The sequence below is a fragment of the Lysinibacillus sp. LK3 genome (genome assembly GCF_001043675.1).
Classification (GTDB): domain Bacteria; phylum Bacillota; class Bacilli; order Bacillales_A; family Planococcaceae; genus Lysinibacillus; species Lysinibacillus capsici.
In genome coordinates this window covers 558,897-583,303 of sequence record NZ_LDUJ01000014.1, presented here as the reverse complement: position 1 = coordinate 583,303, position 24,407 = coordinate 558,897, and the positions used below count along the sequence as shown (strand labels likewise).

Here is a 24,407-nt window from a genome sequence, read left to right as displayed (position 1 = left end):
TACCAGATGGCATTAAAGAAATTCGTATTAAAGCTTCTCCAAAATACAGATGATTAGTTTTTTTTCGGGTTTAAATATACCCATCATGGCACGATCATTAAATTATTAATCTTTTTATAAAATTGTGGCGAGCGCTATACATCCTTGTAATCGGTGTTACTACAACCGCTGAAGCTGTTAATGCGTTCAAATACTTGGATTTCCCCACCTACTCATACTTTGCGTAATCCCTCCCTATTCCTGTTTAGTAAAGATAAGTTTTAAATCCTCTTAACAAAATTATCGATAATTATCAAACAATACCAAAATATTGTTTAACATAATAATTTTAACAGAAAAATAATAAATACTTTGTTATTTAATATGAATATTCTAAATTCTATGTAAAATAGTACATATTTATCTTTTACAATAGTCATTCGAATAGTAGTTTTATATTATGTAATTACATTTTCGTATGAGCTAATGTACCAGCTCAGTTCTGGCGGCATAAAAAAACTTCACTACTTTTGTAGAGAAGGACTGACATGACACCATAATAGCAGCTCGCTGAAAGATTGTTGCTTGACTGATTCCCTTCCACCTCCTTCATAGGAAGCATCGAGATACAGTAAAACGTACCATAACCCATCGCACTTGTTGTCATAGTGGATAATAAAAAGCCCTCCATTTGTGGAAGGCTAAAGTCAATTCGTTTGGTTTGTTATAGTAAGGAACATCTAATCTTTTAAAGGTTCATCTTCTTCCATTTTCGAATTTTGGTTCTGAAATTTGTAAATGGAGCAACTGAGTTAATATGAACCCATTTCCAAACAGGCCAATTAGCTTGTGTTTTTGCCCATCGTCTTTGATCAACTTCAAATAATTCCTTTTCTGAAAGGGTATTTAACCACTCACATAAATGATTGACAGCTTCATTAAGCATTGATTGTTGTTCCTTCAAAGAGTACTCTCCGTATTGTTTATAAAAAGAGTTATACAATCCACTTAGATTATTCCATTTATAGCCTTCTGCAGGTGTATGTACTTCTTCGCCCTTTTGTTCTTTTTGCTCCCAGTGAAGCAAAAGATTTATCCAACCAAGTTGATAAGAAAGATTTTCAGACGGCGTTTTATCAACTTCTTTAATCCGTTTGTTTTTCAAGATTTCTGGTATATCATGAAATTCGACAATATATTTTTTATACTTTTCGTTAATCGTACTAATCAATTCTTCTTTGTTGGCATACTGTCTCACTCTATTTCCGTCCCTTCCACCTATTTCTTAAGTTCAGTCTAACATAACGCGAATACGCTAATTTTGAAATTTTTTTAAAAAAAGTTGTTATATGGTAAGTGTTACCTTCTATTTTTTCGGTGGATGTATAAGTAACCAAAATTTACACACACTAACCTTGAGTGTATCACCCATAACGAGTGAAACAGAGGGTTTTATTACGTTCTTCTTTTCTTATGTGTGATGATTAATAATAGAGGTGCTTGAAGTGACTACATTCGGAAAATGCTTATATATCGCATTCTTCATCATTATTTTTTTATTTACAACCATTTGGAATTATATTAAAAATGGTCATTGGGCTTTGCTAGAAAATTTATTCTTTGCCTTTTGGGTGGCCAGTTTCTTATTCATGGCATTACTACTCAGAAGTAAAAAAGAAGAATCGGAAAAAGCTGAAAATAGAAGCTGATTTGCCTGTTTTAACTAGTGTTATAATCCGCATCTATATTTGCTGTAGCTCTAATAAGCTGCAGCTTTTTTATTGTTGCATTCATACAAAGCTAGTCAGAACTACTATTTTATCGGTATATTAAAACTTAAAATGTTATACTATTCAATAAATTACTTTGAAGAAAGGAACGTGAATGATGGAAGCGAAGACCATTTTGTTAGATCAACTTTTAGCTAATGCAAATGACCCAAGTTGGTATATCTCATTTTCTGAAGTCGTAGAAGGGTTATCTGAAGCAGAAGCCTTTTGGAAACCCGATTCTTCTAGCCATAGTATGGCTGAAATTGTCCAGCATCTAATCTACTGGAATGAAATTTGGCAAATACGGTATCGAGAAAATCAAGTGAAGGCTCCTTCGCAAACAAATAATGCGAATACGTTTCTAGTTAAAGAGGAAGTAACTTTCTATGAATTAAAAGAAAAGTTATTACATATCCTACTTACGTGGCAAGAATTAATTGAGGAAGAGCAACTTTTATCTATCGTAAATGGATTCCCTGTGAAGGCGCAATGGTGGGCCATCATATCTAATGCTGCTACCCATAATGCCTATCATATTGGACAGCTCGCCTATTTACGTAAAATGGAAAAATAGACATTTATATGCTATACTCTTAAAATAGGACTACTGTTAATAGTCCTATTTTTATTTGCTCCCGCTAATTTAACTCAAATAACGCCAAAGGAAGATGCATGTGAGCCTAGAAGAAATTACACAGATCTATTCATTTTACTTCTTCACGACACCAATTTTAGTAAGATTAATTGTATTTAATTTTATTTTTAAAGCCCATAAACATACTATGGTGATTTTATTGGATGCTATTGTTTTAGTATCAACCACTATTTGGTTAATATTGATTAGAGAGGTCATTTTCCCTTTGCCTTCGTTAACTTTAAATGTATTTAGTGTACTCTACATCCTATTAATTATTGACATTTTTCTCAATTATTATCGCATAAAAAGAAAGAGTTCATTGAAGTGAAAAGCCCAATTTATACATATAAACAAGCTCCAAACAAAAGAAAAAAGCATCTTTTTTCAAGATGCTTTGCTCTTACTATTGGGGCAATTCTTCTGGTGTTTTCTCAAATTCAAGTATATGTCCATCAACTTTTGCTCTTTCTAGTTCCTCAATAAATTCTTCCTTACGTTCATCAAGTCTGGAGTCAAGTGTGTTTTGATAACCCGGAAATAGATTGTAATCTACTGGTTTCCCCATAAGTTCACCTCTTATTCTCAGCTTTTTTATTTATTATAGGGTATATTGATATTTTCTGACAATTGTTTATGTCAATTTTGATTACAAGGACTGACAAGACAATACAACGGAAGTCTTATAAAAAACGCCTACCTATACTTTATTGCCCATAAAATTATGCTGATAATTAGAAACAGCAAGGTTTATTTTTGCCTCTAAACGTGCAATTTTCACAAACTTCGTTGATAATACCTAGACTGTTTCTCCCTTTTTTACGGAAAATAAAAGCATTTTCCCTCAAGTAGATATGCTACAAAATCTTAAGAAATCTTCATAATTTTTCTCAATAATTATTAATAATTACCATTTACAATAAGAAAAGTCGACAAATAGATTAACATAGTTAGGAGCATCTTGTCTTGGGCATTACAGATATTATGAATAACATTCGAATTTTAATGTTGCCAGTCATCCTTATAGTTGGTGCTGAGTTCTTACTTATTGGACTTTATTATTTCCTCTATCATAAAAAACAACAGTCAAATCGAAAAAAAATAAACTTTAAGCAACTGATACTTGTAGCACTCTTTATCGGCTATATTGTATTTGTGTGTGAACTAACGATTTTTGGGCGTGGTTCTTCCCATTTCATGCAAATGAATCTCCAACCATTTAGTGGCTATATAGATGCATGGAAGAAATACTCGTTACGTGATCTTCAAAATTGTATTTTTAACATTTTAATGTTTGTGCCACTAGGCATTTTCTTACCTTTACTTTTCTCTAAATTTAAATTGTTTAAATGGCTTCTTCCTGTAGTGGTGATGGCAACCTTATCCATTGAAACGTATCAAACACTTACAGGAGCAGGGATTTTCGAGCTTGATGACTTAATCAACAACTCGCTTGGTGGGATTATTGGATACCAGTTCTATAGACTAGGATCTTCCATTGTTCAGCATAAAAAAATAAAAATGAAAAGTTTGATCGGAAACCTAGCCATTCCTCTCATGATGGGTTTGATTTTTATTGGCATGATGATTGTCTACGCTCAAGAGGAATTTGGTCATTTAGCAATTAATGCCTACACAAAATCAAATATGTCGGATGTTGATGTAACCACCTCATTAGATTTACATACAGCATCTACCGTTGCCCCCGTGTATAAAAAAATAATTCATACAGATGAAGTTGAGACTTTTTTGCAAAAGAAATTTGATTTATCAGAGTTAAGTCGGCAGGATATTAGTGGTGATCGTGAGCTCTTATTGAAAGATAAAGCCGAGAACTCGTATACGCTATTTATTAATTCAGAGGGAAATTGGTCGCTAACAGACGATCTTTATACGCCCGTGCAACCTTCCTTAGCTGTGCAAGAGACACTTGTGAAGAAGGCAAAGAGTATGATGGATGAGCTTTCTCTCCTTCCTAAAGATGGGGAGTTTACAGCTTTGGATAATGGCGTATTTGAATGGACGCTTCCTGACCAAGCTGAATTGAACCAAGATTATTGGCTTGGTGAAGTAGAGCTCGGTTTGAAGCCAGATGGTAGTTTGTATTCATTATCGTATAATATTCATGAGCATCAATTGATCCGTGAAGTAAATATTTTGTCACCTGCAGAGGTTTATGAGCGAATTAAGAAGGGCGAATTTCCACAGATAAAATATAATGCACTCGTAACAGAAGAAGAACTGTTGATAAAAAAAGGCGATCAGCTTACTGTTGATTTAATAGAGCTCTCGTATATGTATGATACAAAAGATTTCTATCAACCCATATACAGAGTTTCTGGTACATTCAATGGAAAAAGTTGGTTCACCTTGATTCAGGCGAGAAAGTAGCTTTTTTGATACCGCTAACTAAGGAAAGCCCAGACTTGATACTGGGCTTTCTTTTTATATGAGTTGAAACAGTTAATTTCTCTATCAACATCTCAAACTTTGGACTACTTCTAACAAAACGGTTAGCCCATCTGGGAATGACTTTGTAGTTCAAAATGACGGTGTCTATCAAATCACCATTTCGATTAATGCGCAAGCAACAGCAGCCCCTGATCCTGATCAACCATTTTTCACAGTGAGCATTACCGTCAATGGTCAACCGATTTTTCTAAACGGCATTGCAGTCTTTAATGTTGTCAATAGAAGTAGCTCGGCCTATGTGGTTCAAGCTACATTAGCCGCAGGGGATTTGGTAGGAGCCAGTGCAGCTTCAGATTCCTTCGTCGCTAGTTATGCTAACCGCTCCTTAACGATTGTTCAATTGAGTGGTTAGATTAAAAGTATATAAAGGACAGTAGCTCTCATCTCTAAATTTTAGAGATGGGATCTTTTTGATTTGACGATGAGTGTATTCGGCTTCCTCTAATACTTATTATTTATTTCTTACTCATAATCAAGTGACGCCAAGTCTGTTCTTCTCCTATTTTTTAGGTACGCCTGAATGATCATGTGTTATAGTAAAAAAAATAGTTACATGAGGTGGAACAATGGTTAGAAGAAGATAGCTAGCCTCCTAGGTTGTCAGTAGATTTAGGGGGCGAACTTAATTGATAGGAGTGTTCTATACATGAAACAAAATAAATATGATGAAATAAATTTCTTTTCCGAATATGAAAAAATGCCACGTTCTGTTCAAGGACTAGACGCGGCAGGTGAATGGCACGTATTAAAAGCACTTCTTCCAGATTTCCAGGATAAGACCGTACTTGATCTAGGCTGTGGCTTCGGCTGGCATTGTCGCTATGCCCGTGAACAACAGGCAAAATCAGTAATTGGTGTGGATTTATCAGAAAAAATGCTGCAAAAAGCGCAGGAAAAAACGAATGATCCTTTTATTACCTATTTAAAGATGCCGATCGAAGATATCCATTTCTCCGCTTCTCAATTTGATGTAGTAATTAGTTCATTAGCAATTCACTATGTACAATCCTTCGAAGCACTTTGTAAGAAGGTTTATGCTTATCTAAAACCTAATGGTTCATTTGTCTTTTCTGTAGAGCATCCTATATACACATCACGCAATGAACAAGATTGGGTATACGATGAGAATGGCAACCGCCTGCATTGGGCAGTTGATCATTATCAGACAGAAGGCATTCGAGAAACGACCTTCCTTACCGAAAATGTTATTAAATACCATCGCACACTGTCTACTTATATGAATGTCTTAATACAAGCTGGATTTACGATAAGTGCGGTGAAGGAACCTATGCCTTCAGAGGAAATGCTAAAAAATATTCCGGACATGCAAGATGAACTACGGAGACCTATGTTTTTAATCATTGCAGCTGAGAAAAAATAATCACTGTGTGCTTAGGCAATATGGATCGGGTATCGCTAAGTATACAGCTATATCGTATATAAACAAAAAACCAGATGCTCTCTTTTGGGGAGCACCTGGTTTTATTGTGAAAGTGAATCTTACTAACTTACTTAGTTTTGATTCGTTATAATACTACGACAACTTGAGGCGCTGAACAAGTTAAAATATTTTCCAATAGGATTTTAGGGGGAATTAATGCTTTTTCGAGAAAATAAATCATTCTATCAAATTTTAAGTCTTTCTTAGTTTCATTAAAATAAGAAATAATGAAATCTCATAAATGACTAACCGTAGCTCATAACACAGGGTCATTTACCAATGACAGCCCCACTGTATGGGTGACTGTTTGCTATTTTCACATAATTTAAAGTATGTTTCTACAAACTGAAAGTGATAACAATCCTCCCTCTGCTCTAACTGAAAAATTTCTGCTGAAAGCGTGAAATCCACTTCATCATTCTCGCTTGGTGATGGGAAAGCATGACATGGCTGTTAAAACCATACAGGTCTCTATGGTTTTAACTATGATAGGTGAAGCTACTAACTTTTTCGTGCTATTCATAAAATATGCTGAAGAATCTAAGTCTGCTAAAGGAACATTAAACAAAAAGACCAGTCACTCTTTTAAAGAGAACTGGCCATTTTGCGTTTAGGTTGAAGACTATGAAATATCTTCATTCATAGATTAACATATTATACTGAACAATATCTGAACAACCATACAAAAAAGACTAGACTCTCACATGATGATGTAAGCTCTAGTCTTTTAAGTGAAAGTGAATCTTACTAAATCTTGTCTAGCTTTAGATTCAAATTACAATACGAATGAACAGGCTAAAGGTTTCATAAATTTCTTTATTTTTTCGTTAAATTATAGGACCACCACCACAAAAAGACCAGGAAACACAAAAAAATGTGAATCCTGGCCCTTTTGTGAAAAGTGAATGTTACTAGTTTGCTTTAGTTCTTTGTATTCTACTGATGAGTTAGACGGCTGATGTTTTAAAAAGTTACACATTCTTAAAAATTTTTTACTCTACTAATTAAATGGCAAAATCAAACACGCGGTCAGCTCCATCTACCATACTAATTGACATAGCACACGCTCCCTCTGACTTATGTAGGCTTCTTTTTCCAGTAAAGATATTTGTTACTCTACCTTTAGTCCATATTTTCCCTTCCGAAGCCGTGACACTCCAGTTAAATTGTTGTGTGCCTTTATTTTTCACCTCATATCAGATACCGAGTTCTTCATCAGAATGGTCACTATAAAAGGAGGTGTGAAATTCACCATTCCCAGTTGGTTCATCTACATAATTCACAGGTAAGATCTATGCTATATCCCTACTTATTTAGCTTGTGTTGGATACTAACTAATTCTGTGAATCTTCCGTTGCTTTTTCTAAAAGACTAAAAAAAGCGTGATCTTTTATCAGTTCAAAGCTTTCATTTGTGTTAAGGAGAACCAATATTTTATTTTTAGAATCAATGAACATCGGGTAGCTTGTATTGAGTGAAATTGTCATTCGGTAATCGTAATCAATAGTTTTTATGGCTGTTTTTTTGAATGTTGCCTGTTGAAAAGACTGTATCAATTCTTGCTGTGTTTCTTTTGATATTTTCATTTCAGAAAAGATATCTTCTGTATCTGTATCTATATGATGTAGCGTAACAGTGGAATTTTCCACATGAAAATTAGCATTTTCTAACAGATCAATAGCAGAATAGCTTTGATCTTTCCATGTAATGAGCATACCACTAACAATTACTGCTAAGAGTAAAGATAAGCCTATTTTAAATTTTTTCATATTACTCCTCTTTCTCAGTATCTATAACTTGACAAAAAAATGTTTTTATGCTAAAATTTACATTTAAATAAATATTATATATAATAGGATTCTCCTGGCCAGGGGAATCCTATTTTTTGTTAAGGAGTGTTGGTATGAATCAACAGGAATCTAGTATCACTTCATTAGTTGCTGCCTTTAGTAGAGCCTACCATAGCCAATTTGATACGCCGAAAATTTTTGATGATTATATAGCCAAAGAATTGATTTCACAAGAAGAATATCAAAATATCCAAGCTAATTTGATACAAGGCATTGAATTTTTTAATAAAGATATCGCTACAAAGTTTAAAGACAATTCAAAGGAATTAATAAAATGGATTACACAAGTTCAACTCTCACCAACTCCTTTGGCACGTGCTGCTTATTGTGAAAGGGTCTTGCATAGCGAAATACAGCTTGGTGTCGAGCAATATGTTATCTTAGGTGCTGGCTTTGATACTTTTCCGTATCGTCAGCAACAAGGACAAACCATGCTAGAAATTTTTGAGGTGGATTATCCCGCAACACAGGCATCCAAAATGAAAAGATTACAGGAAGCTTCTCTCCCTCTCTTGAATCATCTGCATTTTGTACCTATGGATTTTACAAAGCAATTTCAATCTCAATTATTTTCAGAGCAAGGCTTTCAATCTAAAAAAACGTTTTTTAGTCTGTTAGGTGTGTCCTATTATTTAACAAAAGATGAATTAACAAGTTTACTCAATCATCTATTTGCCTTAGTTCCATCAGGTAGTTCCATTGTTTTGGATTATGCTGATGAAACACTCTTCACGGAAAAAGGACTCTCCAATAGAGTAGAAAACATGGTCAAAATGGCCGCAGTTGGTGGTGAACCAATGAAATCATGCTATGCTTATGAGGACATGGAGAGGATGCTAGATCGATTAGGTTTGCTTATATATGAACATCTATCTCCTACAGCGATTCAAGAGCTGTATTTTCAAAATCGAACAGATTACTTATGTGCTTTTGAAACTATCCATTACATGCATATTGTTAAAAAATAGGTCCATCCCATTTAATTTTATAAAATTCTAAATTTTCTTTTTATTACCCAGGCAATTAACTATTTCAACATAGAGAATTAGTATACTATAGTAGTGTAAAGCTAATTAGCCTTACACCTCCTAGATTTGTTACTAGGGTCACTGTTAACGCAGTGACCCGCTTATAATGATTGACAAACACCTAAAGGATTCCCATCAGGGTCATAGAAGGTAAAAAATTTGGTATCTCCTTCTCCTTCTAAAGCCTCGACTTGGACATGATGATCCACTAGAAATAAATAGGTCTCTTCAATATTTCGAGAGAGGAAGTTTACATATTTCCCCACACCAAAGTGATTGTCTGGAAAATGACATGGCTGATGCTCCTTAGCTTTTACTAAGCAAATGACCGTGGTGGATTGTTCAGTGATTTTCATAACTGCTGCGCCCTCTTCTATATATTGAAGCTTAAATCCGAGTATTTCCTCATACCATTTAGCCGATAATTTAGGATCTTTTATTGGAATAAAAATGGCCTCTACACCTTTAAATAAGGATTGTTTCATTTTTCTTACCTCCATTTCACAGTTTGTTTTCTTCATTTTATTCTCCTTCAAAAAGATTCATTGAGATTTTCATTATTGATTATTTTGCCTGTCTTTTGCTTATCCTTAATAGTATCGGAAATGTCTTCTTTTCCTGGAGGAGGTGTCCACCATTAAACACAAGGTATCATTCATCCTATTGCTGTCAGTACTTCTTTTACTAGGTGGATGCTGGAATAAGCGGGAGTTAAACGAACTAGCTATTGTTACGGCTGTTGGTGTGGATAAATCGGACGAGCAATTCGAAATTTCTGTTCAGATTGTTAATCCAAGTCAAGTGGCTTCGAACAAAGCATCTGGCATTCAAGTCCCTGTTTTTACCCACCATGCAAAAGGTAAATCATTATTTGATGCCATTCGAAAATTAACGGCGCTAACACCTAGAAAGCCTTATTATGCGCATGCCCAAATTATTATTATTGGTGAAGAAATGGCTGAGGAAGGTATGAATAGCATTTTAGATTTATTTCAAAGAGACCCAGAAGGACGAAGTGATTTTAATTTTATTGTTTCTCATGATTCGACTGCACAAGAAATATTAAGTGTTTTAACCCCTTTAGAGGATGTGCCTGCTAGCAAAATGTTTAAATCATTAAAGGTTTCTGAAGCAGTATTGGGCACAACAGAATCTGTTATTCTTGATGATTTAATTCAATCGTTAGGCAGTATTGATCATAGTGCCGTCTTACCCTCTATTCATATATACGGTGATGCAGATGCTGGAGATTTTAGCTCGAATATAGAAAAAATTGATAGCCCTGCACAATTAAAATATGGTGGACTGGCTATTTTTAAAAATTATAAGCTCATCGGCTATTTAACAGAACAAGAAAGCAGAGACTATAATTTTTTAAATAATAATATAAAAAGTACATTTGAAATTATTGCTTGTCCTGAAGAAGGGAAAATCTCAACAGAAATTATTAATTCTTCTACTAAAATGACGGGTCATTTTCAAAATGATGTACCCTCGATTTCCATTAAACTTGATATTGAGCAAAACGTTGCAGAGGTAAGCTGCTCTTTGGATTTAACAAAATCAAAAACCATCGATGCTTTAAATAAAGAAACGAGCAGACAAATCAAGGAACGATTAGAACGTACACTTCAAACAATTCAACAAACCTATCAAGCCGATTTATTAAAATTTAGTAATGTACTACATCGAGAGGACTATCAAGCATGGAATCGAATTAAAAAGAACTGGCAAACCCTCTACCCTAATCTTGAAGTTCAAATTGAAGTCGATGTGCATACAAAAGGAGTAGGAACTGCAACAAAATTAAAGCTTGACTAATTCGTAAAAATGACCAGTACTCTTTTAAGGAGTACTGGTCATTTTAATTAACGTACCGCTTCAAACGTTATGAGTGACGTTTCTTCAGTTGGTTGTTGAAGGAACTTATAATGCGCAGAACAAGTTATTGCAGAAAAGCCAACACTTTGTAATAGAAGCTTAAATTCTTCAATCCCATACCAGCGTAATAAAAACTTTTGTAGTTCCGTATCACTTAATGTGCCTTGTTGCCACTTCTCATATTTTAAAACCATCAGCGTATATTGCTCCACCCAATTCATGGCAATCGATTTTCTTTCAAGGGCAATTCCTTCATCTTGTGAAATTTGATGGTAAGATGTCGTAATTTCTCCTGTTTTCCAGTCTGTAGGAAGTAATAAATCTACGAGGAGTCTCCCACCAGGGACAAGGTGCTGATACATAGAGGTTAATGCTGATAGTGCTTCTTGATGATTTTCAATTAAACAAAATGAGCCTGTAGGCATAACAATGGCTTCGTATTGTTGCCCTAAGGTGAATTGGCAAACATTCCCTTCATACAGCACTGGCGTCAATCCTCGTTCTTGGCATCTTTTTCGACAGGATGCTAGCATTTCAGGGGAATGATCAATTCCCTCTATATCAAAGCCTTTTTCCATAAAAGGAATATAGAAACGTCCAGAACCAACCCCTGCTTCTAGAATCTTCCCCTTTACACCTTGCAGTCGTTCTAGATAATATTCAATATCTCCATCAAGCGAGTATCCAACTGGTTTCGTAAAATCATAAAGTGCTGTGCTTAACGGTCCGTAATTTTTGTACATATATTCTCCTCCGATTGTTTGCGGAAGAAATCAACTAATCTATTTATTCTCCCGCACCTTAATTATATTCAATGGGAAAACAGAGCTGACTATCATCATCTATCACTCACTTTCTTGTAAATTTAGTTAAATTATACATTTATTTGTTGTTTTAATCAATGTTTCTATTGATTTCCTATACATTACAATTTAATGTACAAATTAGCACAAATTATCAAAAAACCCTTCCCATTAAACGGTACCATTGAGTTAAGAAAGGATGATGGTATGGATTATTTTGAAAGAATTCAAAACGCCATAGAGTTTATTGAGAAAAACCTACGTGAAAAGTTAACGATTACAGATATTTCTTCTCAGTCTTACTTTTCAGCATTTCATTTCCAACGACTTTTCCAAGCCATTACAGGTTTTTCTGTGCAGCAGTATATTCGCAACAGGAGGCTTTCTGAAGCAGCTTCCTTATTAGCAACAACAACGCAGAATATACTTGAGATTGCAATCAACTTTCAATATGGTTCTCAGGAGGCATTTACACGGGCATTTGTTCAGTATTTTGGTGTCACACCTGCTAAATACCGAAAAGGAGCCAACTCCATACCATTTCAAACCAAAATAAACTTTTTGGATTATAAACTGGAAGGAGAACTCCCTATGCAGCGACCGGAAATACTTCACTTATCTAAAAAACGTATTACAGGCTATGAATACAAAACGTCCTTACAAGACGAACAATACTATGCAGAAATCCCTGGCTTTTATTTGGATTTTGGTCAGCAGCAATATTATGAACGAATCTCCCATAAGGTAGCCCCTAATATGGCGTATGGCATTTCTACAAACTTTCAGGAGGATGGCCGGTTTTCTTTTATTGTAGGAGAGGAAGTCGAAATCTTTGAGGAGCAATTAGAGAAAGGCTTCACCCACCTTGAAATTCCTGCTGGTAAATATGCAGAATTTACATTGAATGGTACTGCGGAAGGAATTCAAAATACAAGACGTTATATTTATGGCGTATGGTTGCCGAATTCTAATTATGAGCGCGATACGGGTCCTGATTTTGAAATAACCGATGTCATGCAATCGATCTATCCACAGGAGATGAAAATGAAAATCTACATTCCCATTAAAGAATAATAAAGGAGCAAGGTCGATGATTATTGAGAAAGTATTTAAGCAGTTCCCTACCCTACATTCAGCTAATTTACAATTTAAAAAAATTGAAGACTCACATATACAAGAGCTATTTGCTATTTATGATAATGACAAGGTATTTGAGTATTGTGGCATCATCCCAAAACATAACCTTCAAACTGTTCAAAAAATGATTGGCCATTTTGAACGTGATTATACGAAGAAAAGCAGGATTAAATGGGGGATCTTCGAAATATCACAGCGTGAAAAACTAGTAGGGATTATCGAAGCGATGGACTTTAATCAAAAAGTAGATATGGTAACAATCGGTTACTATTTAGCTGAAGCATCCTGGGGAAAAGGCATTGCATCAGAGGCAGTTGCAACAATCGTAAAATTTTTATTGGAAGAGGTAAATGTTAATCGAATACAGGCAGAAGTCATGCCTTTAAATGAACCCTCGAAAAAGGTTTTGTTAAAAAATGGATTTTTAAAAGAAGGTCTTCTGAGACAAGCTTCATTATGGTCTGGTAAGGGTGTTGTTGATTTAGAGATATACGGCTTATTGAAAGGCGATTACAATTTGAAAGACTAAACTCTACTAATGAGTTTAGTCTTTTCTTATATTGTACAGATAAATGGACATTTTACCATCTCCTAAAGGGCTCTTTAACATAGACTAGAAATAGATGACTCATGCTAGCATGACATTGTAATCATAAAGGAGCGTTTTAGAAATGGATGGAAACAGATATTTAACACGAATGAATTGGGAATTTAACAATTATCATAAATTTTCTAAATGCTATTGTGACTCAAAGAATTTTTACTTTGGTCACTCTCCCAGCGTAGATCATCCTATTATTGAGGAAGATTCTTATAAAATAAAATATTATAATAGTCCCCAATTTGAAAAAAAATATCAGAAACAAAATCAAATTGAAAAGCATTGTCAAAGCTGTATTTGTAGTCACTTAGAATGTTTTGAACCAGGGACTTTAGTAGATGTATACCTCTCAGATGGCAGCCAATTTCTAGGAATATACTTTATTTATCTTATTCCGCAAAGCTGCTGCGGGTACTTCCTTCAAATCAATGATATGGCACGGCCTGTCATTATGGACTGTCAAAACATTGATGCAATACGTAAAACTTGTTGAGGTAGTTGATACTTTGGCTTTTCTCTTTTTATTATTAAAATAGGCTGGTTAATTGCTATACAAGCATAACCAGCCATTCGACTACCTCTCGTTTATCCATTGAATTAGTTGTTCATTAAAAAATACAGGCTCTTCAAACATAGGATTATGACCACTTTTTTCAAAAATGACTTTCTTTACATAGGGAATATGATCTACTGCATCCCATAATGAAATAGGGGCTACTAAATAATCATACCTGCCTAGACCTAGAAAAATTGGCTTGTTAACTTGTAGCATTTGTTGTAAAAGGTTCTGCTCCGCAAAAGCTACTCCCCATAGATAATCAATAATTTCCATATTCGGATGAACGTTATCCCACATAGAGGTAGCATTGAACATAAAATCATAAAAACTATGCGCCCCCATACGAATACACATATGAACAAAGCGTCGTTCAGGCTCCTTCTTTAGATCCTGTTCCAATAAGGCTATTTCGTGCGCAAATTGATGTTTACGCTCCATACTTGCATGTGCCTCAAAATAAGACAAGCTTTGTTGCTGTCTTTCTTGACTATTCGATGTTGCTGTATTTAATAGAACGAGTTTTTGAACATGCTGAGGATAGGCTTTGGCATACGCCATTGCCATAAATGCATGTCCTGAATGTCCTAACACTATTAAATTATCTAGCTGTAGGATTTGTCTCGCATACTCCATATCCTTCACTATTTTGTTTAATGTGTAATCTTCTTGCGTAAATGCTTGAGCTGGCTTACCAAAACCTCGATGATCTAAAAAAATCACCTGGAAATGTTGATAAAAGTCTTCTGAGAACAGACGTGGATAATAAACACTACTCCCCACCACTAAAATTGGTTGGCCTTGCCCCTTTATACAATAGTTTAATTCAAATCCATCACACATAAGTTTTTGATATGTCATTTTCTTCATCCTCTTTTCTATTTTTGTATCATCACTCCCTTCCCTCTTGGTTTTCCCGTGTTTTTTCCATTGAACGCTCTAGCATTCTATCACCCCAGTAGATGTTATTATTTACATTAACAATATCATTCCCACAGATTCCTAGCAATGAAGGATCGTGTATACTGAATAAAAGGAGAATGTCTATGAAGGAAGATCTAATAAAGCGTTTGCGGTCATTTTTATTTAATGAAAAGCATCAAACGTTAGTGGGTAAACCTGCAAGTCAAAGAGAAGTCATAGAGGCACAGCAAAAACTTCATGTACAATTTCACAGCGATTACGTAGCGTTCATTGAAACGTTTGGTGGGGCATATGCAGGTATAGCAATCCATGCTTTTTCTAACGGCTCAAGTCTAGGAAACGAAACCGTTGTCGATTTAACACTGGATTTCCGTCAACAATATAAAGAGTTCCTATCTCCAAATGTTTTAGAAACGAGCTATGTTATTTCAATGGATGGTGGGGGTAATCCTATTTTCATCGATCCATCAGGCCATGTTTTTATTTGCGATCATGATTGTGGAGAAATTAAGCGAATAGCTGATTCATTTGAGTTGCTGATAGAAGATTGTTTTTATGAATGGTAAGTTACTTAAGTAAAGAAGAGGTTAAATATAATGGACAAACAATTAGAACACATACTTACATTAAGAAAAAACGGACAGCTTGAGGAAGCAAATCAATGTATGGTGGCACTGGTCAAGGAACAGCCTCAAAATGCTTATTATCAATTTCAATGTGCTTGGACATTTGATTCTTTAGGGCAGGAAAAAGAGGCTGTTCCGCACTACGAAGAAGCGATAAAGTTGGGGCTAGAGCCAGAAGTTTTAGTGGATGCCTATCTTGGTTTAGGGAGCACCTATCGGACTATAGGACAATACGAGCAAGCAAAACGGATCTTTGAACAAGCCATTCAAGAGTTCCCCAAGGCTGAGCATATCAAGGTCTTCTATGCCATGACACTCTATAATCTTGGCGAACATGTAAAATCAATGGAAACATTATTGAACACGATATTACGCACAGCCAATCATCAAGGCATTCAAGATTATAAAAAAGCTATTCACTACTACTGTGATAAGCTAGATCAAACATGGTTATAAAAAACAGGCCCTATTTAGAGCCTGTTTTTAGCATTATTATATGGAAGTTTGCTTTTTGAATGTAGAAGATAACGCCATAATCAAGAATGTAAGTATACCGCTAAAGAAAAATAAATAGCTCAATGGAATTAAAAAGAAGTTTTTCTCCACTATCGTACCATCTGCTAGTATCTCATCTCCTATAAGGCCTTTTATAAATAAACATACGATCCCCATGATCATCGGAATTGTGGCAAGTAAATATTTCCCCATTATTTCTTCCTCCATTTGTTAAATCCTTGTTGTAATTGATGATAGCGTTATTTTTATTGCAAGTCAATTATTTTTTATCGAAAAACAATAAATAGTTATTGATTAACACTCCTGCCTAAAAGAACAAACGTTCCCTCCTCTTTTAATTTCTTGTACGTGATTTATTATGTTTTTTGAGTAAATTTTGTGCGAGTTAGTATAAATAATTATATAAATTTATGTCGGATAATCTGTTATAATAGGCTTTAAAAAACAGCTACTTTATTAAAAGTAACCGTTTTTCCATAAAATCATATTGATTGAGAAGCTTGTTGTATGAGGGCAGCGACCATTTTATCCATCTGAGCAAAGCGATCATCCTGCGTTTGTCCTTGAACATAGCGATAATAGATTTGCTGACAAATAACGGCTAATTTAAAATAAGCAAATGTACAGTAATAATGAATAGCTGACACATCTCGCCCACTTTTCTCTGCATAACGATCAATAAATTGCTGTCGGGTATAAAAGCCTGGTAATACAGTTACTGGTGGTTCACCAAGTGCATATAATAGCATTTTCGGGTCATCCGCTTGCATCCAATAACTCATTGCTACACCAACATCAGCAAGTGGGTCCCCTACTGTTGCCATCTCCCAATCAAAAAGGCCAATCATTTCGGTATAGTCCTCGGAGAACATTGCATTATTCAATTTATAATCGTAATGAATAATGGTTGCCTCATGATTGGACGGAAGATTGTTTTTTAACCAATCTGTTAACATCGCTATTTCTGCATGTTCTGCTGTTTTCGCATTTTCATAACGCTCAATCCAGCCATACACTTGTCTTTCAAGAAATCCGTCAGGCTTCACGATATCCTTTAACGGAGTGTCCTGATAAGGAATAGCATGTAATGCAACTAAAGAATCAACCATCAGTTCGGACAATTGACGTGCTAGCTCCTCTGTTGGTTCTGTGCCTTTTGGAAAATGTGTATCAAGGACGATTCCTTTTTTGCGCTCCATTAAAAAGAAATCACTACCGATAATGTCTCGATCCTCTACATAGACATATGGTTTTGGAACCGATGGTAAAAATGGATGCAGTGCCGATAAAATCGTAAATTCCCGCTTCATATCATGCGCTTTTTTGGCAACTGGTCCAAGCGGAGGACGACGTAGAACAGCTTCAAAATCAGCTATTTTTAAACAATACGTCAAATTGGAATGCCCTGCACTAAATTGTGCTATTTCAAGCTTCCCCTGTGGAAGCTCAGTGAAATAACTCTCTAAAAAGGCATGTAGTTTATCAAAATCTAAACGTTCACTTGACCTTACTTGCATCGTATCCATTCTATTTCCCTCCTTAAATAATGGAGCTCATGCCCCCATCTACTACAATGACATCCCCAGTTACATAGTCCGAAGCTGGTGCTGCTAAAAATAAAGCTACGCCCTTCAAATCATTTTCGGAGCCTAAGCGTTTCAACGGTGTAACACCCATCAAATAGTCTTGTCCACGTTCGATTAAGACATTGGACATTTTCGTAGGGAAAAAACCTGGTGCAATAGCGTTGACATTGACTCCATGTGGCCCCCATTTGACGGCTAAATCCTTCGTTAAAGTAATGACAGCCCCTTTACTCGCGTTATAGGCAATCGTATCCATAAAGGCTGGTAGCGTTCCACCTAGTCCAGCAATAGAAGCAATATTAATGATTTTGCCGCTTTTCTGCTCTAGCATAATTTTGCCAACGGCTTGGCTGAATAAAAATGTCCCGTTGACATTGACATCAAATACTTTTTGCCAGGCTTCGTAGGGCATATCAATGGCAGGTGTTCCCCATGATGCGCCACTGTTATTGACTAAAATATCAATTCTACCAAATGTTGTAATCGTTTGGGCTACCACATTGGCAATATCCTCAGGCTTTGTGACATCACAGGCTAGAGCTAATGCTTGAACACCAAGCTTTTCGAGTCCTGCGGCAACCTCCTCACATGCCTCCACCTTTCGTGAGCATAAGACCACATTGGCTCCAGCCTCTGCAAATCCTTGAGCAATTTGCGCACCGAGTCCACGTCCTCCACCTGTCACAATCGCTGTTTTACCTTTTAAGCTAAATAACTCTAGGACCGTCATTTCACCAGCTCCTCTTGTTTGTTGGCATGCTTTTTTAATTCTAGTTTAGCAATGGTATTACGATGCACCTCATCTGGTCCATCCGCTAAACGTAATGTACGAGAATTAGCCCATTGTGCAGCAAGCGTAGTATCGGGACCTACCCCAGCAGCACCAAATGCTTGGATAGCTCGATCAATGACTCTGAGTGCCATATTTGGAGCAACTACCTTAATCATAGCAATTTCAGCTTTTGCCTCTTTGTTGCCTACTGTGTCCATCATATAAGCAGCCTTCAATGTTAAAAGTCTTGCTTGCTCAATATCCATCCGAGATTCTGCAATGCGCTCCCGCATTACCCCTTGATCTGCTAGTGATCGATGAAATGCCTGTCGCGCTTGTACACGCACACACATTTCCTCTAATGCACGCTCTGCGGCACCAATAAGACGCATACAATGATGAATTCTACCTGGTCCTAGTCTGCCTTGCGCAATGGCAAAGCCTTTACCTTCACCCCATAAAATATTTTCCACCGGTACACGCACATTGGTAAATGTAACCTCACCATGTCCTTCTGGCGCATGGTCGTAGCCAAAAGCCGTTAGCATACGCTCCACTTTTACTCCTGGTGTATCCATCGGTACAAGAATCATAGACTGCTGCTCATGGATAGGAGCCGTTGAATCTTTATGCTTGCCCATAAAAATAGCCACCCTACAGCGAGGATCCCCAGCACCAGTTGTCCACCATTTATGGCCATTTAAAATGTATTCATCTCCATCGCGTTCAATGCTTGCCTCAATATTTGTAGCATCACTGGATGCAACGGCTGGCTCCGTCATCGCAAAGCAGGACCGTATTTCACCTCGTAATAATGGTTCTAGCCACTGTTTTTTTTGCAGTGCCGATCCATAGCGTACAAGTACTTCCATATTGCCTGTGTCAGGTGCATTACAGTTAAACACTTCGGGGGCAAGAAGTGAGCGGCCCATGATTTCACATAAAGGTGCGTATTCTAAGTTGGTTAAACCTGCCCCATATTCACTATCTGGTAAAAATAAATTCCACAAACCTGCCTGTTGTGCCTTCTGTTTCAGCTCCTCCATAATCGGTGGAATCGCTCCCCAACGATCCTCCATTGCCTCAACCTGTGCAGCATAAACGGCCTCATTTGGATAAATGTATTGCGCCATAAAATTCTTCAGCTTGTCCTGTAACTTCTCAACTTTTTCACTATAGGAAAAATTCATTAGAAGATACCCCCTTTGCTTGAACTTCGCAAAATGAATGAATGTTCATTTTCATTCTTACAATAAATGTTACCGCTATTTTTCTAGTAAAGCAATGTTCTATTTTTGAATTTTCTAACAAAAGCGAGAATTCATTACTATGGACTTACATCATTTATTTTCAAAAAACTGTACTATATCCTTCAGTAATTGTCGGATGGCTAATGGTAAATGACGGTTTTTTAAGTACACTAGATAGACATTGCGACTTAAATTCAGACCCTCTATTTCTTTTTTTACAATTGTTTTGGCAGTCGGTCCTTGCAAGTAATTTTCAGGTAATATGGTCACTCCTAAATGTTCTCGTACAAGCGATACAGCGGTTTCAAAACGCTCAATTTCAAATTGAATATTAATGTTTTTACCAGCCTGTTCAAATGACGTTAAGATATCTCGTCTTGTTTGAAAGCCCTCGGTACTAATAATAAATGGTTCTTCACAAATATCTGAGATGGTTAAAGTATCCTTTTGAGCTAACGGATGATGTAAAGGTAATACTGCGACCAACCGTTCTTCATATAAAGTTTGAACTTCCAACTCTGGATCATCCATTAGCTGATTGGTGATGATTAAATGAGTTTTATAGCTTTTCAAGGATTTTTTCACCCGCTTACTACCTAAAATATCGACTAAGTGAATTTTCATGTGAGGATAGTCTTTTTTATAGTTGGCGATTACCTTTGGCAGCCAATGCTTAATAGATTCCATGACACCAATGGTAATGTCCCTCGTGCCATGAACAATCACTTCATCCATTTCGATTTTTAGCACTTCCATATTTTTTACAATAACTTTTGCTCGTTCAAAAAGTAACTCTCCAGCTTCTGTTAATTGCAGATTTCTAGTATTTCTCTCTAATAAAGGGGAGCCAATCTCTTGTTCTAATTTTTTGATCGCATTACTTAAGGAAGGCTGCGAAATATGCAGTCTTTCTGCGGCTTTTGAGAAATTCATCTGTTCTGAAACAGCGATAAAATAGTGTAGTTGTTTAATGTCCACCTATAGATACCTCCCAGATTTATAGTTAAAAGCTATAGATTAATATTAATTATATATTAGTAATTATAATTATGTGAATATATAATGAATTACAACAATACTTTTTCTACAATAATATTCACAATGGGGTTGATAAGTTTATGTACACAATGACAGATCAAAAACAATGGAAAGGCCGAATAGATTCAACGACAAATACAAGCAGCTTTCGTTTACATCAACAAGTAAAAAGAGTTGCGATTAATGATGTAAGCGCTTCAGATAAGAAAAGTGCTGCTCTCGTTGGCTTTATCTGCGATGAAGGGGTACGTCGAAATCAAGGCCGTGTAGGGGCAGCAAATGGTCCAAACGCCCTACGAGAAGGCTTAGCCAGTTTACCGTGGACATTTGAGGACGATCAGCAAATTATTGATGTTGGCAATATCGTTTGTCTAAACCATGCTTTAGAGGAGGCGCAACGTGAGCTTGGTGAAGTCGTTGCAACAGTACTACAAAAAAACATATCATGTGTGGTGCTAGGTGGCGGGCATGAAACGCTGTATGGCCATTATTTAGGCGTTCGTTCTGCTCTACCAAAGGAAGCTAAAATCGGCATCATCAATATAGATGCTCACTTTGATTTACGATCATATGATGAACAACCTTCGTCAGGTACGATGTTCCGTCAAATTTTAGAGCAGGATCCACACGCTGACTATTTTGTTGTTGGTATTCAACGCTACGGCAATACAAGAGAACTTTTCGAAAAAGCTGACGAATTAAACGTGAAGTATGTTTATGAGGATCAAATAACGGTAGCCTACCAACAACAATTAACGGATGCATTACAACATTTTATGGATAAGCATGATTATATTCTTTTAACATTATGTATGGATGTATTGAATGCAGCATTTGCTCCAGGTGTAAGTGCTCCATCACCGTTTGGGCTTGACCCATCGACTGTGCGCTCAATTTTGCAACAAGTCACTTCACACCCTCACACCCATTCATTTGATATATGTGAGGTCAATCCGTTATTAGATGAAAACGGACGTACAGTGAAATTAGGTGCCTATTTTGTATATGAGGCACTGAACAACTTACTTAGGGGGCAAGGTTCATGATCGAAATTAATCAAATTACAACGGTATTCCTAGCTGTTGCACTCTTTGCATTAGGAAGCTTTCTTATCAATAAAATAGGCTTTTTAAAGCGTTTCTGTATCCCAGCACCAGTGGTTGGTGGTTTATTGTTCGCTGCTCTTGCCACTATCTTAAAAACAACGGGTATTTTAGAAATATCACTTGATACTTCTTTACAAAGCTTATTTATGATTACTTTCTTTACGACAATTGGCTTAGGTGCAAGCTTTAAACTTGTAAAGCTCGGTGGTAAATTACTGATTATCTACTGGCTAGCATGTGGCTTCCTAGCGTTAATGCAAAATGTCATTGGGGTATCTCTGGCCTCACTTATGGGGATCCATCCTTTAATCGGTATGATGGCGGGGGCCGTTTCTATGGAGGGTGGTCATGGCGCTGCAGCTGCATTTGGCCAAACCTTAGAAGATTTAGGGATTTCTTCAGCTATGACAATTGGTGCTGCTGCCGCAACATGTGGTCTAGTTGCTGGTGGCTTAATTGGTGGTCCAATTGTCAAATATTTAGTAGGTAAATATAATTTAACACCAGATGAACAAGAATCGGAAGAAGTCGAATATGAAAATAAACATGAGCAAATTACATCGGATTCGTTCTTTACACAAGTCTTATTAATTACTTTCTGTATGGCTGTTGGTACGTACGTCGGCACACTATTCTCAGAAGCAACAGGTTTCGTTCTACCTGGCTATGTAGGAGCAATGTTTGTGGCTGTATTAGTGCGCAATATTATGGATAAATTCAAACCTGAAGCCATTAATATGAAAAGCATCTCATTAATTGGAGATGTCACATTAGGTGTATTCCTTTCCATGGCTCTCATGAGTATTAAATTATGGGAAATTGCTGATTTGGCACTACCATTATTCATCATTGTTTTTGCGCAAGTATTCTTTATTGTTGTATTTAGTATTTTTGTGTTATTTAAATTACTTGGCAAAAACTACGATGCTGCTGTTATGGTAGCAGGTTTTGCAGGACATGGTCTAGGCGCAACACCAAATGCCATGGCTAATATGTCAGCCGTTGTGCAACGCTTCGGTCCTTCTAAAAAAGCCTTTCTTGTCGTACCGATTGTCGGCGCATTTTTAATTGACGTATTTGGGATTCCTATTATTATTACGACTATCAATTTATTTAAATAAAAAAGAGCTTTGCATTCGTTCTGAGTAGACGATTGCAAAGCTTTTCTATTATTGTAATATCTCACTTACTGTAACAAATTCATAGCCTTGTTTTTGTAAATAAAGAATAACATTTTCTAAACCATTTGCTGTCGTTTGATGGATATCGTGCATTAGAATAATACTCCCATCTTTTACAGAGGCTTTGACATACGCTAAAATTTTATCTGGATTGTGATGTTTCCAATCCAGTGTATCAATCGACCACAAAATCGAGGGGATTGTCATGACAGAACGTACTTGGTCATTGGTCGCCCCATAGGGTGGGCGGAAAACAGTTGGATACTGCCCGATGGCTGCATAAATAGCATTACTTGTGCCATTGACTTCTTGTTTAACGCCTGCTATTGATAAGGTCGTTAATTTTTTATGGCTCAAGGTATGGTTTCCGATTTCATGCCCTGCTTCATAGACTTGTTTAACGATTGCAGCATTTCTTGACACATTTTTACCTACCATAAAGAATGTAGCCTTGGCATCGTATTTCTTTAACGTTGCCAAAATTTGTGGTGTCACCTTAGCATCTGGCCCATCATCAAATGTTAAGGCTACCCGTTTTTTTGCGCCTTTCGCTACTGGCACACCTTTATTATAAACTTTATTATCTATTAACTGAATATCGGCTAGCTCAGAAGCTTTGACATACCCTTTTTGGTCGCCTGCTTCTACATAAGCCCAACCAGCAAGTGTTATGTAATACTGGACAGTTGTTTTATTGGGAAGTGTACCAAGAACTTCTCCGTCTGGACTAGCTGTTAAACGTAATTCAGCACCAGCAACAGCATTAATTTTTTTCTTCGTTGGAGCTGGTTTTTTTAATGCGTTTGTCGCTACATATCCTATCTCCTCGCCATATTGAACGAAAGACCAACCACCAGGTGCTGTGCCATATACATAAATTATTCGTCCTTCATAGAGCTGTCCTACATGCTGGGCATGTTGACTTGGGGCTGTAAATAATGTTGTACCACCCTTTTGAATCACTAGGTATCCCTCAGACTTCAACTTGACTAAAGCATCAGATGTGACATAGCCCTCCTGCTCTGGCGTTTGAATATGTGTCCAACCTTTACTTACTTTTGTTACTGAAACAAAGCTACCTTTCGAAAGTTCCCCGATCTCCGCACTATTCGTAGAAGCTTCTTCAAAAATAACCGTATCTTTGACTACCTTGTGAATCACCACTGACCCTTCAGCATTTACTGAAAGTTGCCCTGCCAAGATGCACATCATAAACGTCAAAACGATGGCAAAGGGTAAAAATTTTTTCATTGT

The 24,407-nt window shown here is 36.5% G+C and carries 25 protein-coding genes; 13 read left to right on the top strand and 12 right to left on the bottom strand.

Features of this window, described 5'->3' with window-relative positions; all coding sequences use genetic code 11:
• Positions 1–727: 727 nt before the first annotated feature.
• On the bottom strand, positions 728–1,237 hold the full coding sequence (locus VK91_RS10830; protein ID WP_048392561.1) for a ClbS/DfsB family four-helix bundle protein: 510 nt from the start codon (positions 1,235–1,237) through the stop codon (positions 728–730).
• A 626-nt stretch (positions 1,238–1,863) separates the two neighbouring features.
• On the opposite strand from VK91_RS10830, the gene VK91_RS10820 reads away from it, so the two are divergent.
• Positions 1,864–2,325 carry a DinB family protein gene (locus VK91_RS10820; RefSeq protein WP_048392558.1) on the top strand — a complete coding sequence of 154 codons (462 nt, stop codon included), beginning with the start codon at positions 1,864–1,866 and terminating at the stop codon, positions 2,323–2,325.
• A 466-nt stretch (positions 2,326–2,791) separates the two neighbouring features.
• Here VK91_RS10820 and VK91_RS22860 read toward each other — a convergent pair whose 3' ends face one another.
• On the bottom strand, positions 2,792–2,953 hold the full coding sequence (locus tag VK91_RS22860) for a hypothetical protein (protein WP_004225101.1): 162 nt from the start codon (positions 2,951–2,953) through the stop codon (positions 2,792–2,794).
• A 398-nt stretch (positions 2,954–3,351) separates the two neighbouring features.
• On the opposite strand from VK91_RS22860, the gene VK91_RS10815 reads away from it, so the two are divergent.
• From VK91_RS10815 to VK91_RS10805, 3 genes are all read left to right on the top strand, one after another.
• Positions 3,352–4,776 carry a VanZ family protein gene (locus VK91_RS10815; RefSeq protein WP_048392556.1) on the top strand — a complete coding sequence of 475 codons (1,425 nt, stop codon included), beginning with the start codon at positions 3,352–3,354 and terminating at the stop codon, positions 4,774–4,776.
• A 235-nt stretch (positions 4,777–5,011) separates the two neighbouring features.
• Positions 5,012–5,209, top strand: a complete 198-nt coding sequence (locus tag VK91_RS22855; protein WP_197078714.1) for a hypothetical protein — start codon at positions 5,012–5,014, stop codon at positions 5,207–5,209.
• 294 nt (positions 5,210–5,503) lie between these two features.
• Complete coding sequence (locus VK91_RS10805; RefSeq protein ID WP_048392554.1) at positions 5,504–6,238, top strand: bifunctional 2-polyprenyl-6-hydroxyphenol methylase/3-demethylubiquinol 3-O-methyltransferase UbiG; 735 nt, start codon at positions 5,504–5,506, stop codon at positions 6,236–6,238.
• A gap of 1,394 nt (positions 6,239–7,632) precedes the next feature.
• Here the strand turns inward: VK91_RS10805 and VK91_RS10800 are convergent.
• Positions 7,633–8,067 carry a hypothetical protein gene (locus tag VK91_RS10800; RefSeq protein WP_048392550.1) on the bottom strand — a complete coding sequence of 145 codons (435 nt, stop codon included), beginning with the start codon at positions 8,065–8,067 and terminating at the stop codon, positions 7,633–7,635.
• A 134-nt stretch (positions 8,068–8,201) separates the two neighbouring features.
• Here VK91_RS10800 and VK91_RS10795 point away from each other — a divergent pair, with 134 nt between their 5' ends.
• Positions 8,202–9,116, top strand: a complete 915-nt coding sequence (locus VK91_RS10795) for a class I SAM-dependent methyltransferase (RefSeq protein WP_048392549.1) — start codon at positions 8,202–8,204, stop codon at positions 9,114–9,116.
• A 161-nt stretch (positions 9,117–9,277) separates the two neighbouring features.
• On the opposite strand, the gene VK91_RS10790 is transcribed toward VK91_RS10795, so the two are convergent.
• Complete coding sequence (locus VK91_RS10790; protein WP_048392717.1) at positions 9,278–9,661, bottom strand: VOC family protein; 384 nt, start codon at positions 9,659–9,661, stop codon at positions 9,278–9,280.
• 142 nt (positions 9,662–9,803) lie between these two features.
• Here VK91_RS10790 and VK91_RS10785 point away from each other — a divergent pair, with 142 nt between their 5' ends.
• Positions 9,804–10,997, top strand: a complete 1,194-nt coding sequence (locus tag VK91_RS10785; protein ID WP_053075695.1) for a Ger(x)C family spore germination protein — start codon at positions 9,804–9,806, stop codon at positions 10,995–10,997.
• 47 nt (positions 10,998–11,044) lie between these two features.
• Here VK91_RS10785 and VK91_RS10780 read toward each other — a convergent pair whose 3' ends face one another.
• Positions 11,045–11,800, bottom strand: coding sequence for a bifunctional 2-polyprenyl-6-hydroxyphenol methylase/3-demethylubiquinol 3-O-methyltransferase UbiG (locus VK91_RS10780; protein WP_048392547.1), 756 nt, complete (start codon positions 11,798–11,800; stop codon positions 11,045–11,047).
• 267 nt (positions 11,801–12,067) lie between these two features.
• Here VK91_RS10780 and VK91_RS10775 point away from each other — a divergent pair, with 267 nt between their 5' ends.
• From VK91_RS10775 to VK91_RS10765, 3 genes are all read left to right on the top strand, one after another.
• Positions 12,068–12,934, top strand: a complete 867-nt coding sequence (locus VK91_RS10775; protein ID WP_048392545.1) for an AraC family transcriptional regulator — start codon at positions 12,068–12,070, stop codon at positions 12,932–12,934.
• 16 nt (positions 12,935–12,950) lie between these two features.
• Positions 12,951–13,526, top strand: coding sequence for a GNAT family N-acetyltransferase (locus VK91_RS10770; RefSeq protein WP_048392543.1), 576 nt, complete (start codon positions 12,951–12,953; stop codon positions 13,524–13,526).
• Between the two features lie 142 nt (positions 13,527–13,668).
• Positions 13,669–14,091, top strand: coding sequence for a hypothetical protein (locus VK91_RS10765; protein ID WP_048392541.1), 423 nt, complete (start codon positions 13,669–13,671; stop codon positions 14,089–14,091).
• 81 nt (positions 14,092–14,172) lie between these two features.
• On the opposite strand, the gene VK91_RS10760 is transcribed toward VK91_RS10765, so the two are convergent.
• Positions 14,173–15,015, bottom strand: a complete 843-nt coding sequence (locus tag VK91_RS10760) for an alpha/beta fold hydrolase (RefSeq protein WP_048392539.1) — start codon at positions 15,013–15,015, stop codon at positions 14,173–14,175.
• 185 nt (positions 15,016–15,200) lie between these two features.
• On the opposite strand from VK91_RS10760, the gene VK91_RS10755 reads away from it, so the two are divergent.
• The gene (locus VK91_RS10755) at positions 15,201–15,644 is read left to right on the top strand and encodes an SMI1/KNR4 family protein (RefSeq protein ID WP_048392537.1); all 444 of its coding nucleotides are present in this window, start codon (positions 15,201–15,203) and stop codon (positions 15,642–15,644) included.
• A 30-nt stretch (positions 15,645–15,674) separates the two neighbouring features.
• Positions 15,675–16,160 carry a tetratricopeptide repeat protein gene (locus VK91_RS10750; protein ID WP_048392536.1) on the top strand — a complete coding sequence of 162 codons (486 nt, stop codon included), beginning with the start codon at positions 15,675–15,677 and terminating at the stop codon, positions 16,158–16,160.
• 36 nt (positions 16,161–16,196) lie between these two features.
• On the opposite strand, the gene VK91_RS10745 is transcribed toward VK91_RS10750, so the two are convergent.
• From VK91_RS10745 to VK91_RS10725, 5 genes are all read right to left on the bottom strand, one after another.
• Positions 16,197–16,412, bottom strand: coding sequence for a DUF3955 domain-containing protein (locus VK91_RS10745; RefSeq protein WP_048392534.1), 216 nt, complete (start codon positions 16,410–16,412; stop codon positions 16,197–16,199).
• A 290-nt stretch (positions 16,413–16,702) separates the two neighbouring features.
• Complete coding sequence (locus tag VK91_RS10740) at positions 16,703–17,746, bottom strand: phosphotransferase family protein (RefSeq protein WP_048392532.1); 1,044 nt, start codon at positions 17,744–17,746, stop codon at positions 16,703–16,705.
• Positions 17,747–17,759: 13 nt separating this feature from the next.
• A complete protein-coding gene (locus VK91_RS10735; RefSeq protein ID WP_048392531.1) occupies positions 17,760–18,536 on the bottom strand; it encodes an SDR family oxidoreductase in 777 nt (258 codons plus the stop codon).
• Positions 18,533–19,768 (bottom strand): acyl-CoA dehydrogenase family protein, encoded by a 1,236-nt coding sequence (locus tag VK91_RS10730; RefSeq protein WP_048392529.1) that lies wholly within the window; start codon positions 19,766–19,768, stop codon positions 18,533–18,535. Before VK91_RS10730 ends, VK91_RS10735 begins: the two co-directional genes overlap by 4 nt.
• Before the next feature lie 150 nt (positions 19,769–19,918).
• On the bottom strand, positions 19,919–20,806 hold the full coding sequence (locus tag VK91_RS10725; protein WP_048392528.1) for a LysR family transcriptional regulator: 888 nt from the start codon (positions 20,804–20,806) through the stop codon (positions 19,919–19,921).
• Between the two features lie 140 nt (positions 20,807–20,946).
• Between VK91_RS10725 and hutG the strand changes: the two genes are divergently transcribed.
• Together hutG and gltS are read left to right on the top strand one after the other, a co-directional pair.
• Complete coding sequence (gene hutG, locus VK91_RS10720; protein ID WP_048392526.1) at positions 20,947–21,912, top strand: formimidoylglutamase; 966 nt, start codon at positions 20,947–20,949, stop codon at positions 21,910–21,912.
• Positions 21,909–23,093: a sodium/glutamate symporter gene (gene gltS, locus VK91_RS10715; RefSeq protein ID WP_048392524.1), complete on the top strand. Its 1,185-nt coding sequence runs from the start codon at positions 21,909–21,911 to the stop codon at positions 23,091–23,093. Before hutG ends, gltS begins: the two co-directional genes overlap by 4 nt.
• 48 nt (positions 23,094–23,141) lie before the next feature.
• On the opposite strand, the gene VK91_RS10710 is transcribed toward gltS, so the two are convergent.
• A complete protein-coding gene (locus tag VK91_RS10710; RefSeq protein ID WP_048392523.1) occupies positions 23,142–24,404 on the bottom strand; it encodes a polysaccharide deacetylase family protein in 1,263 nt (420 codons plus the stop codon).
• Positions 24,405–24,407: the final 3 nt, after the last annotated feature.

What these genes read in the sequence shown, in the direction of transcription:
- VK91_RS10820 (WP_048392558.1), top strand. Translation starts at nt 1,864, where the DNA reads ATGATGGAAGCGAAGACCATTTTGTTAGATCAACTTTTAGCTAATGCA.
- VK91_RS22860 (WP_004225101.1), bottom strand. Translation starts at nt 2,953, where the DNA reads ATGGGGAAACCAGTAGATTACAATCTATTTCCGGGTTATCAAAACACA.
- VK91_RS10805 (WP_048392554.1), top strand. Translation starts at nt 5,504, where the DNA reads ATGAAACAAAATAAATATGATGAAATAAATTTCTTTTCCGAATATGAA.
- VK91_RS10800 (WP_048392550.1), bottom strand. Translation starts at nt 8,067, where the DNA reads ATGAAAAAATTTAAAATAGGCTTATCTTTACTCTTAGCAGTAATTGTT.
- VK91_RS10795 (WP_048392549.1), top strand. Translation starts at nt 8,202, where the DNA reads ATGAATCAACAGGAATCTAGTATCACTTCATTAGTTGCTGCCTTTAGT.
- VK91_RS10790 (WP_048392717.1), bottom strand. Translation starts at nt 9,661, where the DNA reads ATGAAACAATCCTTATTTAAAGGTGTAGAGGCCATTTTTATTCCAATA.
- VK91_RS10780 (WP_048392547.1), bottom strand. Translation starts at nt 11,800, where the DNA reads ATGTACAAAAATTACGGACCGTTAAGCACAGCACTTTATGATTTTACG.
- VK91_RS10775 (WP_048392545.1), top strand. Translation starts at nt 12,068, where the DNA reads ATGGATTATTTTGAAAGAATTCAAAACGCCATAGAGTTTATTGAGAAA.
- VK91_RS10770 (WP_048392543.1), top strand. Translation starts at nt 12,951, where the DNA reads ATGATTATTGAGAAAGTATTTAAGCAGTTCCCTACCCTACATTCAGCT.
- VK91_RS10765 (WP_048392541.1), top strand. Translation starts at nt 13,669, where the DNA reads ATGGATGGAAACAGATATTTAACACGAATGAATTGGGAATTTAACAAT.
- VK91_RS10760 (WP_048392539.1), bottom strand. Translation starts at nt 15,015, where the DNA reads ATGACATATCAAAAACTTATGTGTGATGGATTTGAATTAAACTATTGT.
- VK91_RS10755 (WP_048392537.1), top strand. Translation starts at nt 15,201, where the DNA reads ATGAAGGAAGATCTAATAAAGCGTTTGCGGTCATTTTTATTTAATGAA.
- VK91_RS10750 (WP_048392536.1), top strand. Translation starts at nt 15,675, where the DNA reads ATGGACAAACAATTAGAACACATACTTACATTAAGAAAAAACGGACAG.
- VK91_RS10745 (WP_048392534.1), bottom strand. Translation starts at nt 16,412, where the DNA reads ATGGGGAAATATTTACTTGCCACAATTCCGATGATCATGGGGATCGTA.
- VK91_RS10740 (WP_048392532.1), bottom strand. Translation starts at nt 17,746, where the DNA reads ATGGATACGATGCAAGTAAGGTCAAGTGAACGTTTAGATTTTGATAAA.
- VK91_RS10735 (WP_048392531.1), bottom strand. Translation starts at nt 18,536, where the DNA reads ATGACGGTCCTAGAGTTATTTAGCTTAAAAGGTAAAACAGCGATTGTG.
- VK91_RS10730 (WP_048392529.1), bottom strand. Translation starts at nt 19,768, where the DNA reads ATGAATTTTTCCTATAGTGAAAAAGTTGAGAAGTTACAGGACAAGCTG.
- hutG (WP_048392526.1), top strand. Translation starts at nt 20,947, where the DNA reads ATGTACACAATGACAGATCAAAAACAATGGAAAGGCCGAATAGATTCA.
- gltS (WP_048392524.1), top strand. Translation starts at nt 21,909, where the DNA reads ATGATCGAAATTAATCAAATTACAACGGTATTCCTAGCTGTTGCACTC.
- VK91_RS10710 (WP_048392523.1), bottom strand. Translation starts at nt 24,404, where the DNA reads ATGAAAAAATTTTTACCCTTTGCCATCGTTTTGACGTTTATGATGTGC.